The sequence below is a fragment of the bacterium genome (assembly GCA_035527515.1).
In the GTDB taxonomy this organism is placed as follows: domain Bacteria; phylum B130-G9; class B130-G9; order B130-G9; family B130-G9; genus B130-G9.
This window is the reverse complement of record DATLAJ010000042.1, coordinates 1-15,977: the sequence shown is the minus strand read 5'-3', so window position 1 is coordinate 15,977 and position 15,977 is coordinate 1. Positions and strand designations below refer to the sequence as shown.

At 56.5% G+C, this 15,977-nt stretch carries 11 protein-coding genes; 6 read left to right on the top strand and 5 right to left on the bottom strand.

The window, feature by feature from the left end; translation table 11 throughout:
* Positions 1-210: 210 nt before the first annotated feature.
* From VM163_02785 to VM163_02775, 3 genes are all read right to left on the bottom strand, one after another.
* A complete protein-coding gene (locus VM163_02785) occupies positions 211-1,137 on the bottom strand; it encodes a YCF48-related protein (protein HUT02800.1) in 927 nt (308 codons plus the stop codon).
* A gap of 443 nt (positions 1,138-1,580) precedes the next feature.
* Complete coding sequence (locus tag VM163_02780) at positions 1,581-3,896, bottom strand: hypothetical protein (protein ID HUT02799.1); 2,316 nt, start codon at positions 3,894-3,896, stop codon at positions 1,581-1,583.
* Between the two features lie 111 nt (positions 3,897-4,007).
* Positions 4,008-4,493 carry a hypothetical protein gene (locus VM163_02775; protein HUT02798.1) on the bottom strand — a complete coding sequence of 162 codons (486 nt, stop codon included), beginning with the start codon at positions 4,491-4,493 and terminating at the stop codon, positions 4,008-4,010.
* 506 nt (positions 4,494-4,999) lie between these two features.
* Here VM163_02775 and VM163_02770 point away from each other — a divergent pair.
* From VM163_02770 to VM163_02745, 6 genes are all read left to right on the top strand, one after another.
* Positions 5,000-6,592: a hypothetical protein gene (locus VM163_02770; protein ID HUT02797.1), complete on the top strand. Its 1,593-nt coding sequence runs from the start codon at positions 5,000-5,002 to the stop codon at positions 6,590-6,592.
* A gap of 275 nt (positions 6,593-6,867) precedes the next feature.
* Complete coding sequence (locus VM163_02765; protein HUT02796.1) at positions 6,868-7,668, top strand: nitrilase-related carbon-nitrogen hydrolase; 801 nt, start codon at positions 6,868-6,870, stop codon at positions 7,666-7,668.
* Positions 7,669-7,687: 19 nt separating this feature from the next.
* On the top strand, positions 7,688-9,826 hold the full coding sequence (locus VM163_02760; protein HUT02795.1) for a DNA translocase FtsK 4TM domain-containing protein: 2,139 nt from the start codon (positions 7,688-7,690) through the stop codon (positions 9,824-9,826).
* A 175-nt stretch (positions 9,827-10,001) separates the two neighbouring features.
* The gene (locus VM163_02755) at positions 10,002-11,498 is read left to right on the top strand and encodes a radical SAM protein (protein HUT02794.1); all 1,497 of its coding nucleotides are present in this window, start codon (positions 10,002-10,004) and stop codon (positions 11,496-11,498) included.
* Positions 11,464-13,077: a radical SAM protein gene (locus VM163_02750; protein ID HUT02793.1), complete on the top strand. Its 1,614-nt coding sequence runs from the start codon at positions 11,464-11,466 to the stop codon at positions 13,075-13,077. Before VM163_02755 ends, VM163_02750 begins: the two co-directional genes overlap by 35 nt.
* A 25-nt stretch (positions 13,078-13,102) precedes the next feature.
* A complete protein-coding gene (locus tag VM163_02745) occupies positions 13,103-14,620 on the top strand; it encodes a radical SAM protein (GenBank protein HUT02792.1) in 1,518 nt (505 codons plus the stop codon).
* Here VM163_02745 and dprA read toward each other — a convergent pair.
* Together dprA and VM163_02735 are read right to left on the bottom strand one after the other, a co-directional pair.
* Positions 14,615-15,718, bottom strand: coding sequence for a DNA-processing protein DprA (gene dprA / locus VM163_02740; protein ID HUT02791.1), 1,104 nt, complete (start codon positions 15,716-15,718; stop codon positions 14,615-14,617). The genes VM163_02745 and dprA overlap by 6 nt on opposite strands.
* A gap of 34 nt (positions 15,719-15,752) precedes the next feature.
* Positions 15,753-15,977, bottom strand: a 225-nt coding sequence (locus tag VM163_02735) for a 4Fe-4S ferredoxin (GenBank protein ID HUT02790.1), incomplete at its 5' end; no start/stop codon positions are given.

Below are 15,977 nucleotides of genomic sequence, written 5' to 3'. Positions count from 1 at the left end.
GGCCCGGCTGAGCGCGGCACCCCTTGATCTTGACAACCTGTCTGATTTCCTGTATCATTTTTGTGTGGGAGGACAGTAAAATCTCCATCAGCCGACTTATTGGATAGCCTCTTTGAGCCTGCCCCGCCGCCGTGGGCCTCTCGCCAGACGAGAACGTGGGACCAGCGCCGGCTATGATGGCATTCATCGCGGATTAGTCCTTCCCGGAACTCAAGGCAGAGAGACGAGTATCCCGTTCTTGCCGCAGGCATAGCCCGTCTTCGCATCGAGCATGAAGACCGAATAGAGCCACTTGTCCTTGTCGATGAGTATCTTCTTCTGCCATGTTTTACCTCCGTCCGTAGTCCAGAGGAATATCGACTCCTGCCCAACTACGAAGCCCGTCCTCTCGTCAACGAAGCGTACCCCATCGAGCTCGTGCTTCGCGCCGCTTTGCTGCGTGAGCCACGTCTTGCCTCCGTCCGTGGTGTGGATGATGACGCCGTCCATCCCAACTGCCCAGCCGTTGTTCTTGTCAACGAAACAGACGTCCATGAGGACCGTGGATGTCCCCGAATCCTGCAAGTCCCACGTCTCGCCGCCGTCCGCAGTGTGCACGATCGTCCCGCCCAGGCCGACCGCCCAAGCGAGCTTCTCCCCTTGACAAGCTACCCCAAGCAGCAAGTGCGGCGTCCGGCGCTTCGCCTCGACCCAGGTTGCGCCTCCGTTGTGCGTGTAAAGTATCCGCCCCGACAGGCCGACCGCGTATCCGATCTTCTCACCGCAAAACGCCATGTCCTCGAGCTCCGCCTCAAACGCCTGAAGCCTTTTCCATGTCTTGCCGCCGTCGCCTGTCCTATAAAGAGTACCAAAGGTTCCACAGACCAGTCCGTTGTCTCGATCAGGGAACCACACGCCCATCAGCCGAACGTTGCTCGCGATGCCGCTTGGAAGTTCCACCCACGTCTTGCCGCCGTCGTCGGTTCTCCTCATCCGGCCGCCGTCGCCAACCACAAACCCAGTCTTGCTGTCAACGAAGAAGACGTCGTGCCAGCTGTAATCAGCGTCGGCCTTCAATAGCACCTCTTTGGCGCAAGCCCCGCTGCACAAAAGCGCTAGCGCAAGGAATGCCTGCACGATGATCAGAAGACTGCGCATCCTTCTCAACCCTATTTGCTGAAGCCACATTCTGTCCTGCGATGTGCGAGCACTGAAGATACTCCTGCTGCACGATCATGCAAGCGCCCGGCGAGGGCAGGAGTTTCCCCATTCGCATTTGGAGGGCGTCAGGGCCCCCTTTCGTTTGACGGGGCTTGAGAACGGCTCTTCTGACAGCGAAGTTAGGGCATAACCCCGCTGCAAATCCCCGACAGGGGATACCGTGGGTAGCCGTGCGTGCAACGCAACGGGAGGGTTATCATAGGGAGCTCTCCTCTTACCGTCAGGCTGCGCCTGCGGCTACCCGTGGTGTGCCCTGTCGGGCAGAATCTCATGCGCCCCATCCCCGACGCGGCCACGACGTTCCCTTCTTCAATCTGATTATTAAGGAGGCTCAGGGGCATGTTTAATGGGTCGTGTGATGCGTGTGATCCGTTCCCTCCTTATTGAAACGTCCAATCGGCGCTTGCCAGGTTGCTGACGGCGTCCTCGGCGCCCTGGGCAAAGCACATCGCAAACCAGGTGTACATGCCGCCTGGCAGGCCATAGGGCAGCGCCATCTGGAAGAAGACAACATCGGTCATCGAAAAGCCGCGCGGCATCGGCGTCATCGAGTATCCGGCGCTCATCTCGGAGCTAAACTCCGGCCAGAAGAGCAGAGAGCCGTCCGGCAGCATGATTGCTATGTAGAGGTCAACGTCAATATCGCCCGCATTGTTGGTTGCAGAGATTCTGGCGATGTGCGTATCGCCGGCGACGTATTGGTTCTGGCCGGTTGAGAGTGAGAGTTCGATGGGCGGCCCTGGCTCATCTGTGTATTTCAGCAAGCCGTTTCCGAGGAACCCGGTCCAGACCTCATTGGGGCTAAATGGGTCTGCGGCTACATAATTGCAGACGGTGCCGACCATGTTCTCGCAGGACAACCGAGTCCAATCCCGGCCTCCGTCGGGACTCTTGTAAACCCCAGCGAAGATGGAGGTCATTCCAAGCGAACCAGTGGCCACGAACAGGACGTCGGGATTACCAGGGGTAATGCTTACCCTGTTTACCCAGGTGCAGAGAAGCCCTGAGTTCAGCTCCTCAAGAGTATAGCCTCCAATGTCATCCGCACGGGCGACTAAAAGCCCACCATGTCCACCAAGATAGACCGTTTCCGGCTCCACAGGACTTATCGCTATGTCGCTCGCTCTGAAGTCCACGACTGGCTGCCAACTGCCAGCTTCGTCCTGGCTGCGATACACCATACCGCCGGAGCTGTCTGTGATTGCTAGCCACAGAATGGAGGGCATTCGGGGATTCATTGCCAGCGCCCCTGCCTGCATACCGGGAGCACCTACGACGCCACGCATCGCCTCCGCCCAAGTCGCTCCGGCATCCTCGCTCTTCAAAACTTCCCCTGATGCGATCGTCATGTACATTGTCTGCGGATCGGTTGGGTCGATCAGCAGCTGGCAGATCCCAAAAGGAGCGCTGTATAACTCCTCCCAAGTCTCTCCACGGTCACCCGACTTTATGAGCTTGCCTTTCCCCGTTCCTGCGTAAACCGTCGAGGACTCTTGAGGGTCCAGCGCCACAATCATTACATCAGGATACTTCACGGCCATCCCCTCCACAGACAGAAGATGCCAGCTGAGTCCATTGTCTGAACTTCCAAAGAAGCCCTGTTCGGTTGCGGTAAAGATAGTCCCCGGGCGGCTGAGGTCGAAAGCCATGTTGGTCACGGTTACGGCGTTACATCCAAAGCTGGCGCCGCGCCACTTGAACCCACGGTCAACAGTTTTGTAAACACCGAACTGCGTCCCGATATATCCGACGTCCGCCGCGACGGGGGACACAATCAAGGACGAGGCGTGTGTGCCCAGAACCACACCCTCCTCGCGCCGCTGCCAGGTCTCTGCGCCATCCTCCGAGATGTACACACCTTCGTTCGTCGCGCAGTATAGGAAGACATTCGGCTCCGAGTCGAAGATCGCGATGCGATTGACACGAAGCTGAGACAAGCCAGCGTTTTTGGCCGCCCAGCTACTCCCACCGTCAACGCTCTTTATAACGCCAAGGCCTTTAGAACACGCATAGAGAGTCTCCCCGTCCTGACGGTCAAGGGCGAGGTCATCTATCTTAGTGAACTTTAGCTCCTCAGGCACGGCCAGCTCCCAACTGTCTCCAAAATTGTCCGACCGATATATCCCACCGCTAAGACTAAAGACATAGAGCCGTCCCCCCGAAGCATCGCTCAGATCGAATCTCACAGACCTCGGATCGAAGTTCTCGGGCAGGCCATCGTTACGCCAATACCAGTTGTTACCCGACGACCCGGACCAGCAGAGACCCTTGCTTGTACAGACCCAGACGGCCTCTGGGTTTCTCGGATCGATGGCGACGGAGTTGATTCCTGTACCATAGGAGAACGGCAAGTCCTCCACCTTCCGCCAGGTCACGCCGCCATCCAGCGAGAGATAGACATTCCACATAGTGCTAGCGATTACCAGGTCCCGACCGGCCCTGGCAGCCGAGATGCTGTCAGGATAGAAGCTATAACCCTCGCCAACACGCTCCCAGGAATCGGCTCCGTTGAGCGACTTGAAGAACCCGCCATTGACGCCAAGGAACAAAACATTTGGGTCCTCCGGCGCCATAACCAGGTCAAAGATCATCCCAGAATATGGGCCCATCGGGCGCCACATCCCGGCCAAGCCCAAGCTCGCAAAAGCTAAACAACACGTCATAACAGCCAAAACAAACAGACAGTTTCGTCTCATCTACCATCCTCCGTTAAAGTCTTACACGTTTGATCCCTATCGAGGAACTTCTTCTATTAGCCCGGCCCGCGGGTGGGCCAAGCCCGCGCACCAAGGCTCACAAAACCCGCGCTACTGGCAACTGATCAGGAAGCTGCCAGACTGCTTGCAATTGCTAGAATCGGCACTGTCATACACGTCGTAAAACACCGTCACGTTGTTTGGCAGTTCGTACGTCGCCGAATGGAACAGATGAAAGTAGCAGCCGGCCCCACTATCATAACCAGCAGCGAATTGCGTCATCGCGGTATATAACCCGCCGGCCACTCTAAACCACAGCGTGCCTACATCGTGAGCGCAACAGCTCTCGCTCTTGTCCCAATGCTTGACCTCGAACTGGACCTCACACTTGTCCAAAGGCGCGGGCGCACAGTATGAGATACTGACGAGCGCGATGCAGTTGTCCATGTCCAGCGTACCTGGCCCGCCAAGACCATCATCCCGGACTTGAGCTGCATCCGGCGTCGAACGAGCGCTCGACCCCGTGAACGCAGACAGACCAAACGCAATCGAGCCGGCAGCAACTAGCGCAATAGCGACAAGCAGAAGTTTCTTCAACAGATATCGCCTCCCTTCTTTGCGCCCTCGCCGGATGATTCAGCACAAGATTAGCCCGAATCTCGCAATCCGGACCACCGGTTCAGGCGGATTCACCAACCTGAAACTGATATACAATACGCCTTTGGAGTTATCCTCTCACGCCGCCACAAATATGTCAACGCCAAAATTGCCCAAAAAATCAGAGCGACCCCGAGGGGTCGAACAGCCCGTCCAGAGGGCGATGTTCAGCCCTTTCAGGGCTGTTTTCCTTTCCTCCTCTGACCCTGATCCGTGGGTTGCACCCACGGCTATTTACGTTGATCCCCTTGCGGGGATGGGGGGATTCATAGCTGCTGTCAAGCACGCTGAAACAAAAACGGCGCCCAGAAGCACCCCAAGATAGAATGCGAAAACTCCTATCAAAGATGGGTTGACATTCACCAGGCGGATTGGGTAAAATGCTTTGAAGGCACACTTTAGACAAGTGTTTTGCTTAAATGTTAGGTGCAATGGAGGAAAAGGACATGGCCAAGACATTCAGAAGTGCCCGAACCGCTTTGCTGCTTTTGGCGATGCTTTTAGGGCTCGGACTGCTGGCCAGCGCGCAGCAAGCTCCGCAGGTGTTGGACTGCGGTGTAACACCGCCGTTGGCAACCTATGGCGATACCGTGACGTTCTGGGCCAACGTTGCGAGTCCTGAAACCGGTGGTGAGGTCGCCGTTTGGATCATGTATCAGTTCGTCCTGATTCTAGAGCTTGCCGAGACCGATACCACCGAAAGCTACACTACCTTGGAGGGTGATTGGACAGTCCCTAACTTGCCCGGGATAGTGCTTCCGGGAGATTACGAGCTCTTTGCTGTCGCAATCAGCTCCAGCGGTCAGATAAGCGTGCCTGCGCCATTTATTCTGAGCATCACTGACCATGATCCCCGGGTACCTGGCCTCCTAAGCCCGCCCGATGGCGCGGCTATCTACCGGGGCATGCCGATACCGTTCGAGTGGGGCGCCGTCCCCGAGGCGATGGGGTACAACTTCGAGATAGCGTTTCCGGGCGATGCGACCGTCTCTGTCGTCCTGCCGTTTTTCATCACGTCACTCGTGGTCAACCCGGAGCTTGCTGCTCAGCTGCCGGACGGCGAGTATAGATGGCGAGTGCAGGCCACGTTTGAGGATGGGGATGGCGATTGGGCAGATTGGTTCACATTTGATAAGGATAGCCGGCACGGGCCAGCAATGGCCTGCCAGGGGGCAGTGACTTCTGTGGATGTTGATGAAGGTGTGCTGCGGGTGGAAAGCCTTGTCTGGGGGCAAGATACCGATGATCCTGGTTTCTGGGGATGCTGGATGGTTTACGTAACAGATGACACCGTCATAGCTAAGGACGGAGCGGCTATCTCGCTCGCAGACGTGATGCTCGGCAACTACGTTTACGTGGACGGCTGGGCCTCGGAGCTGGGATACGAGGAGCGTTGTGCGGGAATCGTCGCGGACCGGATCGAGGTTACGGATTCCTCAACACCGTCGTTCGTGTCTGGCAGCGTTGACGAGATAATCCCAGAAGAGCGGTCCTTTTGGCTGTCCGAGATGATTTACGAGGCGGAACGCCCATTCGAGCGAGTGCTTGTGCGATTGACAGACGAGGCGCGTCTAACCCGGAGGGGGATGTCGATCGAGTTTGAGGACGTGCGGGTGGACGACTTCGCAGTGGCTTCTGGAAGCTGGCACCGCGCCGTTGATGGAGATGACTACTTTGTAGCGCACAGCGTTGACTTCTCTCTTGGTGATACCGATTGGGTCTATTTCGAGGGCGCAATCGACCGGATCAACTACGACAACAGCACCATCGTCTTGTCAGGGACGAACTCGTGGGGGCCGATGCCCCTACTACTGCAGGGCAGAGTCGTCGTATCGGTCACGCGCAGCACGGTCATCAGTCGCAACGGTCTTGCTGCTAGCTTCAACGACTTGATGGTTAGCGACTGGGCGCTTGTTGAGGGTAGGCTCATGATGCGGGACCAGCAACCGGTGCCAGGCAACGGTGAATTGGGTGCCCAGGTCGAGGCGTCGTCCATAGATTCCTACGCTGCCTATTCTGCCAGGCCAGGTAAGAGCTAGTGCATTCGCGCCATGGAGGGCTGACCAACAGGTTTGTGACTGGCCTTTGTAGGCGTGCCGCTTGCCGCGACTCTTGATGATGTAATCGAAAGCACGAAGACGGGCTCATCCCATTTCATAGCCACGTGCCAGACGCGATGCGGCGAGCACCGCGCCGACGATACCTTGCTTTTCTGGCGGCTCAGCTGCGATGATGTTGGTATCTGACGCAAAAAGTTTAATCTCATCTGGCGAGTCTGTTGCGAGTAGCTTGCCGCAACGAACAGGAAGCGTAAATGAGGGTCGGGTTCTTTCAGTTCTGTCCCGAACGTGGGGCAAAGAGCAGCAATATAGAGAAGGTGCACGGCGCAGTCAGCCGGCTTCAGTGCGACCTGCTTGTCCTTCCTGAGCTTTTCAACACGGGCTACCTCTTCTCGAGCGCGGCTGAGGCGCAGAAGCTCGCTGAGAGAATACCCTCCGGCCCGACCACTCAGGCCTTGCTTCAGATAGCGTCCGAACACCACGTCGCGATCGTCGGCGGACTTGCGGAGGGCGACGGCGACAAGCTTTTTAACTCATCGGTCCTAGCAACACCTGACGGCGAGGTATTTCGCTACCGCAAGCTCCATCTCTTTGGCTACGAGAAGGACGTGTTCTTGCCAGGCGATCGGGCGCCGGAGGTCTTCGAGGTTTCTGGGGTCAAGGTTGGGATGATGATCTGTTTCGACTGGTATTTCCCCGAGACGGCGAGGGTTCTCATGCTCAAGGGGGCGCAGATAATCTGCCATCCGGCGAACCTCGTCTTGCCGTATTGTCAGGGAGCGATGGTGACAAGATGCCTGGAGAATCGCGTTTTTGCTATTACGGCGAACCGCGTCGGGACTGAGACGGTTTCTGGACGTGAAGTTACCTTCACCGGTGGGAGCCTGATCGTCGATCCACTTGGGAACGTGCTGGCAAGGGCGGCAATTGACGGGGAGGAAGCCGGCGTAGTCGATATCGAGCCCAGGATGTCTTGCGAGAAGAGCCTGACGAGCAGGAACGATCTTGTGTCCGACAGGCGTGTTGAGCTCTACGGCCGGCTGCTAAGAAGATAACATTTGTTGAGGGCGAGACGTGGCCAGGACGAAGAAGTCAGCAACCAACCGCAGCGTTGGGGAAGCTAGGGCTGTAACAGTTTATCAGCTGTTCCATCAGCGGGCTTTCAGGGACGCTGTCAGCGTGGTTGTGGTGCTCATCGCAGCGCTGTCTATTGTCAGCATCTGGGGCGGCGATTCTGCCTCCAATCCGGTGGGGACTGTCGGGAGGTGGATATACGGCGCGTTCGCCCTGTTGTTCGGAGTCATTCCGTCCTATCCGCTATTGGTCGCATTACTTGTCTTGGCTTTCGCCACGTTGATTCGGAGAAGGCCGCGGCGCCTTTGGCTGAAGGTCGCTGCCTCGTTCGTTTTCGCAGTCTCTCTCGGAGCGATTTTCGCTCTCATCAAGTGGCCTGTCACGATAGAGGGTGCTTTTTTCGGTTGGCAGCTTGCCAAGTTACTAGTTGATTCTTTCAGCGCATTCTGGGCGATGATCATCACAGCAGGGCTTCTTGTCGTGTCGGCGATGCTAGTTGTCGGCGTCGGCCTCAGCCGTGTTCTCGGGCTGCTTCTTCAGCTGTTTGGTGCAGAAACTGCAAGGGAGCCCGAGGTCTCGTCAGAGTCAGCCTCGGCTGCACCATCCCAGCAAACCACAAAGAAACCGAGAAGGAGGGGCCCGAAGCGAGCGGCGCTGCCCGTCCGGGAGTCTGGGGGCGGGAGCTATCAGTTCCCGGGTATGGACCTTCTGGACCCGACCGGAATAATTGACAATCCTGAGCGGCGGAATGGTCTTATCAGAAAGGGGGAACAGATAGTTGAGAAGCTCGCCGATCACCGGATCGACGGTAAGATCGCTGGCATCTTGACGGGGCCGATCATCACGAGGTTCGAGTTCCGTCCCGCCCGGGGAGTGAAGCTCAGCAGGATAGTTTCACTAGCGGACGATCTCGCCCTTGCCATGAAGGCGAGGTTTGTGCCTCGTATAGCGCCGATTCCGGGTCGGTCAGTTGTAGGAGTTGAGGTCGCTAATGATAATCGCAGAATCATAACGTTTCGCGAGGTCCTGTCTTCAGACCAATTCGCCAAGAACCCTGTAAAGCTCAAGCTCGCGATCGGGACCGACATCGCAGGCCAGCCGCAGGTCATCTCGCTAAACGAGATCACACACATCTTGATTGCTGGCGCAACCGGCACGGGAAAGTCGGTCTGCATCAACTCGATGCTGTGCAGTCTTCTTTACTGCACCACGCCCGAGGAGCTGGAGCTGATTCTCATCGACCCGAAGGTGCTGGAGCTATCGCCATATAATAAGATACCGCATCTCAGGGAGCCTGTTATCAGCGACGTGCAGGACGCGGAATTGGCGTTTAGATGGGCGGTTAGCGAGATGGACAAGAGATACCAGCTTCTCGCCGAGCGGAAGGTCCGCCACGTGGATGAATTCAACGAGCGCGTCTTGCGGGAGCGCAAGGTCCGAGCCAGAGAGCTTGCCGGGGTCAAGCCAGAGGATATGCCGCCGGAGCTTAAGACCATGCCCTATCTCGTTATAGTTGTTGACGAGCTTGCAGACCTGATGCTCTCGGCGAGGCAGGCAATAGAGGTCCCGATAGTCAAGCTCGCTGCCAAGGCGCGCGCTGCTGGCATCCATCTGGTGCTTGCCACGCAGCGTCCATCCGTTGATGTTGTTACGGGTCTTATCAAGACCAACTTCCCCTCGAGGCTGGCCTTTAGGGTTGCTCAGAAGGTCGATTCAAGGATCATTCTTGACCAGAACGGGGCCGAGACCCTTCTTGGCAAGGGGGACATGCTTTTCTTGACGCCGGGCGCGCCGGGCCTCATCCGTCTGCACGGGGCGTTCATCTCTGAGCGCGAGATCGAGAGGATCGTCAGGTACCTCAAGAGCCAGCCTGCGCCGGTGCGTGAGAGCAGCATCTTCGACGAGGTCCAGCTGGAGGAGCCGATCGATTTTGAGGGCACGGACGATCCACATTACAGGACGGCAGTGGAGATAGTTATCCGCTCCAAGTACGCCTCGATCTCGCTATTGCAGCGCAAGCTCAAGATTGGCCACAGCCGTGCCGCCCGCTACATTGATATGATGGAGCAGCAGGGCATAGTGGGACCGTTCAGGGGGAGCAAGCCGCGCGAGGTGCTGAAGGACGAGGTGAACTTCTGAGTGTGGGCGTGTTCACGGAACATCAAGAGGTTCTTGGCTGCCCCAAGCGCTCATAATCGCTGGGGACCTACGCAGCGGTCTTGTAGCGCCGGCCTTACGATTTGGGGCACTACTTGAGCCGAGCTGCTCAAAGCTGATAGGATCGGGGCAGTAATATCTTTTTGGAGGACAGAGTTTGAAAGTTGCTCTTATTTCGCCATATTCAGATGTATTTTCGCCTGGGGTTCGGAGCATCTCGGCCTATTTGCGTGATGGGGATGTTGACACAAGGCTGATCTTCCTCCCGAATCTCTACGTCAAACAGGTGCTTCAGGAGTTCCTTGAGCCGTATAGCCCGGAGCTGCTTGAGGGTGTGGCGGCGCTTTGCCAGGACGTCGATATGGTCGCTGTCTCGCTGATGACGAACCTGTTTAGCCGCGCCGTTCAGTTGACGTCATATCTTAAAGAGCGGCTTTCAGTGCCTATCGTGTGGGGCGGGATTCACCCCACGATACGGCCGGAGGAGTGCATCAGGCACGCGGACATCGTGGTTGTGGGGGAGGGTGAGGAGACGATGCTGGAGCTTGCCCAGCGCATCGCAGGCGGGGAGCCTTACGACGACGTCAAAAACCTCTGCGTCAAGACCGAGGGTGGGATAAGAAAGAACCCAGTCAGGCGGCTGATTCGCGATCTCGACAGCATCCCTCCGCCCGATTTTGATAACCCAGAGTATTTCGTCTTTGACCCCGACGTGCGCAAGTTCGTGGTCCCCGACCTGAAGGTGCTGAAGAGGCTTCACGGCAAAGGACCGCTTCACACAAGGGGCGAGCTCAACTATCAGACGATCACGACGCGAGGCTGCCCTTTCAACTGCGCATTCTGCGGCAACAGTGCGCTGACAAAGCTCTACGGGCGGAAGGGTTATCTTCGGCGACGGAGCGTCGATAGCGTCATCTCTGAACTCGTAGCTGTCAGAAGGCGATACGACTTCATCAATCGGATATGTTTCTTCGATGATTCCTTTCTCGCTGGCACAACGAAAGATATCCAGCAATTCGCCTCGGAGTACAAAGATAAGGTTGCGCTGCCGCTTTTCTGCCTTGCAAGTCCGAGCAACATAACGCCGGAGAAGCTTGAGATGTTGGTTGATGCGGGGCTCAGTGCTCTTCAGGTGGGCATTCAGACGGGAAGCGCTCGTGTCAATGCGCTTTACAATCGGACGGTTAAGAATGAGGAGGTGCTCCGAGCTGCGGAGTTGATTCATACCTACGCAGGTCGGCTTCACCCGCTCTACGACGTGATTGTTGACAACCCATACGAGACGGTGCGGGACGGTATCGACACGGTCAATCTGTTGATGCATCTCAAAAGGCCGTTTACGATACAGATATTCTCACTCACGCTATTCCCTGGCACCGAGCTCTACGAGCGAGCGAGCAGAGATGGCCTGATCAGAGATGAGGCGAAGGAGATCTACAACAAGTTCTACATGCGGCGACAGGGAAGGTATCCGACACTTCTTATGGCGCTGGTCAATCGAGGCGCTCCAAGGTCCCTGATGAGGTTTCTGACCTCCAAGTGGGTGGTGAAGCTCTTGTCTGGCTCTTGGACGAGGCCGTTTTACAGGTTTCTTTACATTCTTAATGAGAAGACGATTCTTGCCAAGAACAGAATCTTGCCCCGAGCTGGCTGAATGGGAGATTGAGCCGCTCATGGCGAGCGACGAGTTACAGCTCGCGGGCCCGGCTCCGAGGATTGCCCTCATCTCTCCTTATGGGGATATATCGTCGGTTGGGCTCAGGCTCGTAGCCTCTTGCCTCAAACGGGCAGGATTCGAGGTGAGAATGATCTTCTTGCCCATCTCAAGCCTTGAGAGTCGAGGAGATGTTCCTTCTGACGCCTATTTCTACCCCAAGCGAGTTCTCGAGCAAGTCGCCCAGCAGTGCATCGGGTCTCTTTTTATCGGCATCTCGTTCATGACCAACTATTACGACAGGACAAGACAGCTGTGCCGTTTCCTGCGGGATAATCTCGGGATACCCGTTGTTCTGGGCGGGGTTCACCCCACGCTCATGCCGCAGGAATGTGCGCCTTTCGCCGACTACCTGTGTATCGGTGAGGGCGAGGAGGCGGCGACAGAGCTAGCACTGCATCTGGCCCAGGATGGGGAATGCGGACAGATCAAAAACATCTGGCCGACGAGCGACGGCCTGCCGGTTCGAGGCCCGCTCAGGCCGCTCGTGCACAACCTAGACCTTCTCCCGTTTCCGGATTACGACCTGCTCGACGATTACGTGCTCCTCGAGGACGAGCTCGTCAGGATGACACCAGACCTCTTGCGGTTCTTTCTCAGAGAAGGTCCCGTTAAGTCCGTTACTGGGACCGCTTACTACATTATGTTGACCAGCCGTGGCTGTAAGTTCAACTGCACCTATTGCTGCAACACGGCGTTGAAGAAGAAATACCCAAATCAGCCGTGGCTGAGGTATCGCTCGCCCGAGAATATCGTGGAAGAGATAACCAAGGCAGGGGAGATAATGCCGTTCATAGGCTCTATCTTCTTCTGTGACGATTCGTTTCTCGACCGCAATGTCTCAGAGCTCGACAGGTTTGCAGCTCTTTACAAGGAACGAGCGAAACTCCCCTTTTTCTGCCTCGGCACGCCCTACGGCATTACGCAGGAGAAGATGGAGATTCTGACTGATGCAGGAATGCGATACATTCAGGTGGGCATTCAGACTGGCAGCCCGCGAACCACGAGGCTTTACAGACGAGACATCTCGAACGACAAGCTGCTCGCCGTAACCGATGTTATTCACAAGTTTTCGGACCGGATACTGCCGCCCCGCTACGACGTCATAGTCGATAATCCGTTTGAAACGAGCAGGGATGTCGCCGAGACTGTGAGGCTGCTCTCGCGGATCAAGAGGCCGTATTTCATTCAGTATTTCTGCCTGACGCTGTTGCCAGAGACGGAGCTTCTGCGTCTGGCGCAAGAGGATGGCTTGATAGCAGACATGATTACTCAGGTCTATCGCAAGCAGCTGTTCTACAAGAGGAAGACCTATCTGAACTGTCTGCTCTATCTTTTCAACACTCCTATTCCTCCTGTTCTGATAAGGTATCTCGCGGCGCGGCCGTTCAGGTTTCTCTTTGACAGACGCTGGTTTGAGCTGACGATGGGCCTGGTTGTTAGAGTTAGGAAACGGATTTTTGGCGCGCCTGGCGAGGGCATTAAGGGGCTGGTTGGCAGTCGGAGTCCTTCGCACTGAGCGTCTGCGCCGGAGATTTTTTGCGATGAAAGTAACTCTTATTTCGCCGTATCTTGACGTTATCGCTTTGGGGATTCGTGGCATCTCGTCCTTCTTGAAGGCGCACGGCGTTGAGTGCGAGCTGGTCTTTTTACCTGACCACGAGTCGCTTCTGAGGGAGGAGCCTCATTTCGAGCACCGCTATCCTGATAGCCTGATGGATGATGTTGTCCAGGCGTGCTCAAGCTCGGACCTGGTTGGCGTTTCTGTGATGAGCAATTACTTCGACCGGGCCGTGCAGATCACGAGCTCTGTCAGGGAAGGGCTTGGTGTGCCGGTCATTTGGGGCGGGATTCATCCCACTGTGATTCCTGAGGATTGCCTCAACTACTGCGATATTGTCTGCGTGGGCGAGGGTGAGTATCCGATGTTGAATCTCGTTCGTGCGATGGAGCGCGGTGAGGAGTTGCGCGACATAAGAGGTCTCTGGTTCAAGGATGATGGCAACGTCATAAAGAACCCACTGGAGCCTTTGATACTCGACCTGGACAGCCTTCCGCTTCAGGATTTCGACTACGAGGACCACTACACGATCGACAAGGGTCGAGAGCACCTTGTGCGGATGGATTACGAGGTCCAGAAGGACCTGTTCGTGAACGGATTGCGGCTGGGCAAGGGTCTTTGTTTCTACCAGACTATGACTACCCGCGGATGCCCCCACGCGTGCTCATACTGCTGCAATTTCGCGTTCAGGAAGCTCTTCCCAGGCCAGGAGATTCTGCGGCGTCGAAGCAACGAGAACGTTATGCAGGAGCTCGAGCGCGTCAAAGAGAACATGCCATACATCGAACTGATAGCGTTCTCGGACGACTCGATGACGGCCGTTCCAGAGAAGGTGATGAGGGACTTTTGTGAGGAATACAAGAGCCGCATAGATATGCCTTTTTTCGCACTTGTGAGCCCGCCGACAGTTTCTGAGATGAAGTGCGAATACCTGGTTGATGCTGGCATGCATGTCGTTGAGATGGGGATACAGTCCGGTAGCGAGCGGACGAACCGGATGTATCGGCGTGCCATCTCGAACGAGCAGGTGGTCTGTGCGGCCAAGATTCTTAACCGGCACAAGGACAGGATGTTTCCGCCAGTTTACGACGTGATTCTGGACAATCCTTATGAGGAGCGTGAGGACGTCCTGAAGACCATCAGGCTGCTGCTGAGGCTGCCGCGTCCATACATTATTCAGTTTTTCTCGTTGACCTTTTATCCCGGCACCGAATTGTGGGATAGGGCGAGAAAAGACGGGCTGATAGAGGATGCAGTTAGGAGTGTCTATCGAAAATACTACCACGAGTTCGAGAAGTCGTTCCTCAACTTCCTTGTCCTTGCGCTACACAATCGCGCCCCCAGGCCGCTAATACGGTTCCTCTGTCAGCCCTGGCTGGCCGCGATACTCGACAGCAAGCTGCTCCGTCCGTTTTGGAGGCTGGCCTACAAGATTCTCGTCAAGTTGAAGCACCTATGCAGCAGACGGCGTCGAACCTACGAGCTGCAGCTGACTTCATAGCGTTCTAACGAAGAGCTTGCCCGGAAGCTCCTTGGCCAGGCCCTTTAACTCCAGGTTGAAGAGGCCCAGGCTTATCTTCGGCTGTGGGAGAGCGGTTGCGAGCGTTATCTCGTCGATGTGTAGCGGCTCCTGTGATAGCGTCTGGTATATCTTGCGCTCGTTGGGGTCGAGGTTGAGCTTTGCCTCAGCTGCTTCCCTGAGCGTTTCCTCGTGCAACATGCCTTTTATCTCTGGCGCTATCTCCTCGACTATGTCTCTGGCAGAAAGAACCGATTTAGCACCCTGGCGAATCAATAGGTTCGTCCCACGGCTCGTCTGAGCGGTGATGTTGCCGGGCACCGCAAAGACCTCTCGCCCCTGGTCAAGCGCAAGCCGCGCAGTGATTAGCGCACCGCTTTTTGGCGGCGCCTCAACCACGACGGTGCCGAGCGCAAGGCCGCTGATGATGCGATTGCGAACGGGGAAGTTTCTTGGAACCGGTGGGACTCCGGCGGGAAGCTCGCTTATCACGGCCCCCGAAGCTGCTATCTTGTCGGCCAGCTCTGCGTGCTCTGGCGGATATATATTGTCAAGTCCGGTGCCAAGTACGGCAATGGTTCTTCCCTTGCCCATGAGCGCACCCCTGTGAGCGTGGCTATCGATCCCCCTCGCCAGCCCGCTCACGACGGTCAGGCCCATCGACGCTAGCTCCATACCGAGGCTCTGAGCAGTCTGTTGGCCGTAGTGAGTGCAATTTCTGGTGCCGACGATCGCGATGGCGAAGCTATCCTTGGCCTCAAGTGTGCCGCGCACGTAGATAAGCCCCGGCGGGTCCGGGATATGCCTGAGATTCTCCGGATAGTCCGGGCTTTTGAGCGGGACGATCTTCAGGCCGAGCCGTGCAATTGTCTCCTTCTCTTTCTGAAGTTCATCGCTCTGAGGCGCTCTCTTGATTGCCGAGGCCAGCTCACGGGTTACACCCTTAACTTGACAAAGCTGTTGCCAGGACGCGCTGAAGATCGAGCCGATGTCGTCGAACGCCGCTACAAGGTTCCTGAAAACCGCTCGTCTCTCGCCAAGCGCAAGAGCCAGGGCAACCCAGAGTAGTTCATCTGTCATTTTGCTTAACCCAGTCTTTCAGATTAGCACTTACTTAATTGTCATCTAGTGTGATGGTCTCGTATTCTTTTTGGCCGAGGCCGAGGCGAGCCGCCTCGTCTATCCCAAGCTGCGGGTCCGGCCTGTGCAGGTCGGCAAGGAGTTTGCCGCCGGGCTTCAGGCCGAGGTCCGAGGCGAGGGAGTCTGGCAAAGGTGTGGCGGCATTGACCATGTCGAGCGCCGCCTGGTCGAGAGCGACAGGATCGTCCCCAATCAAGAC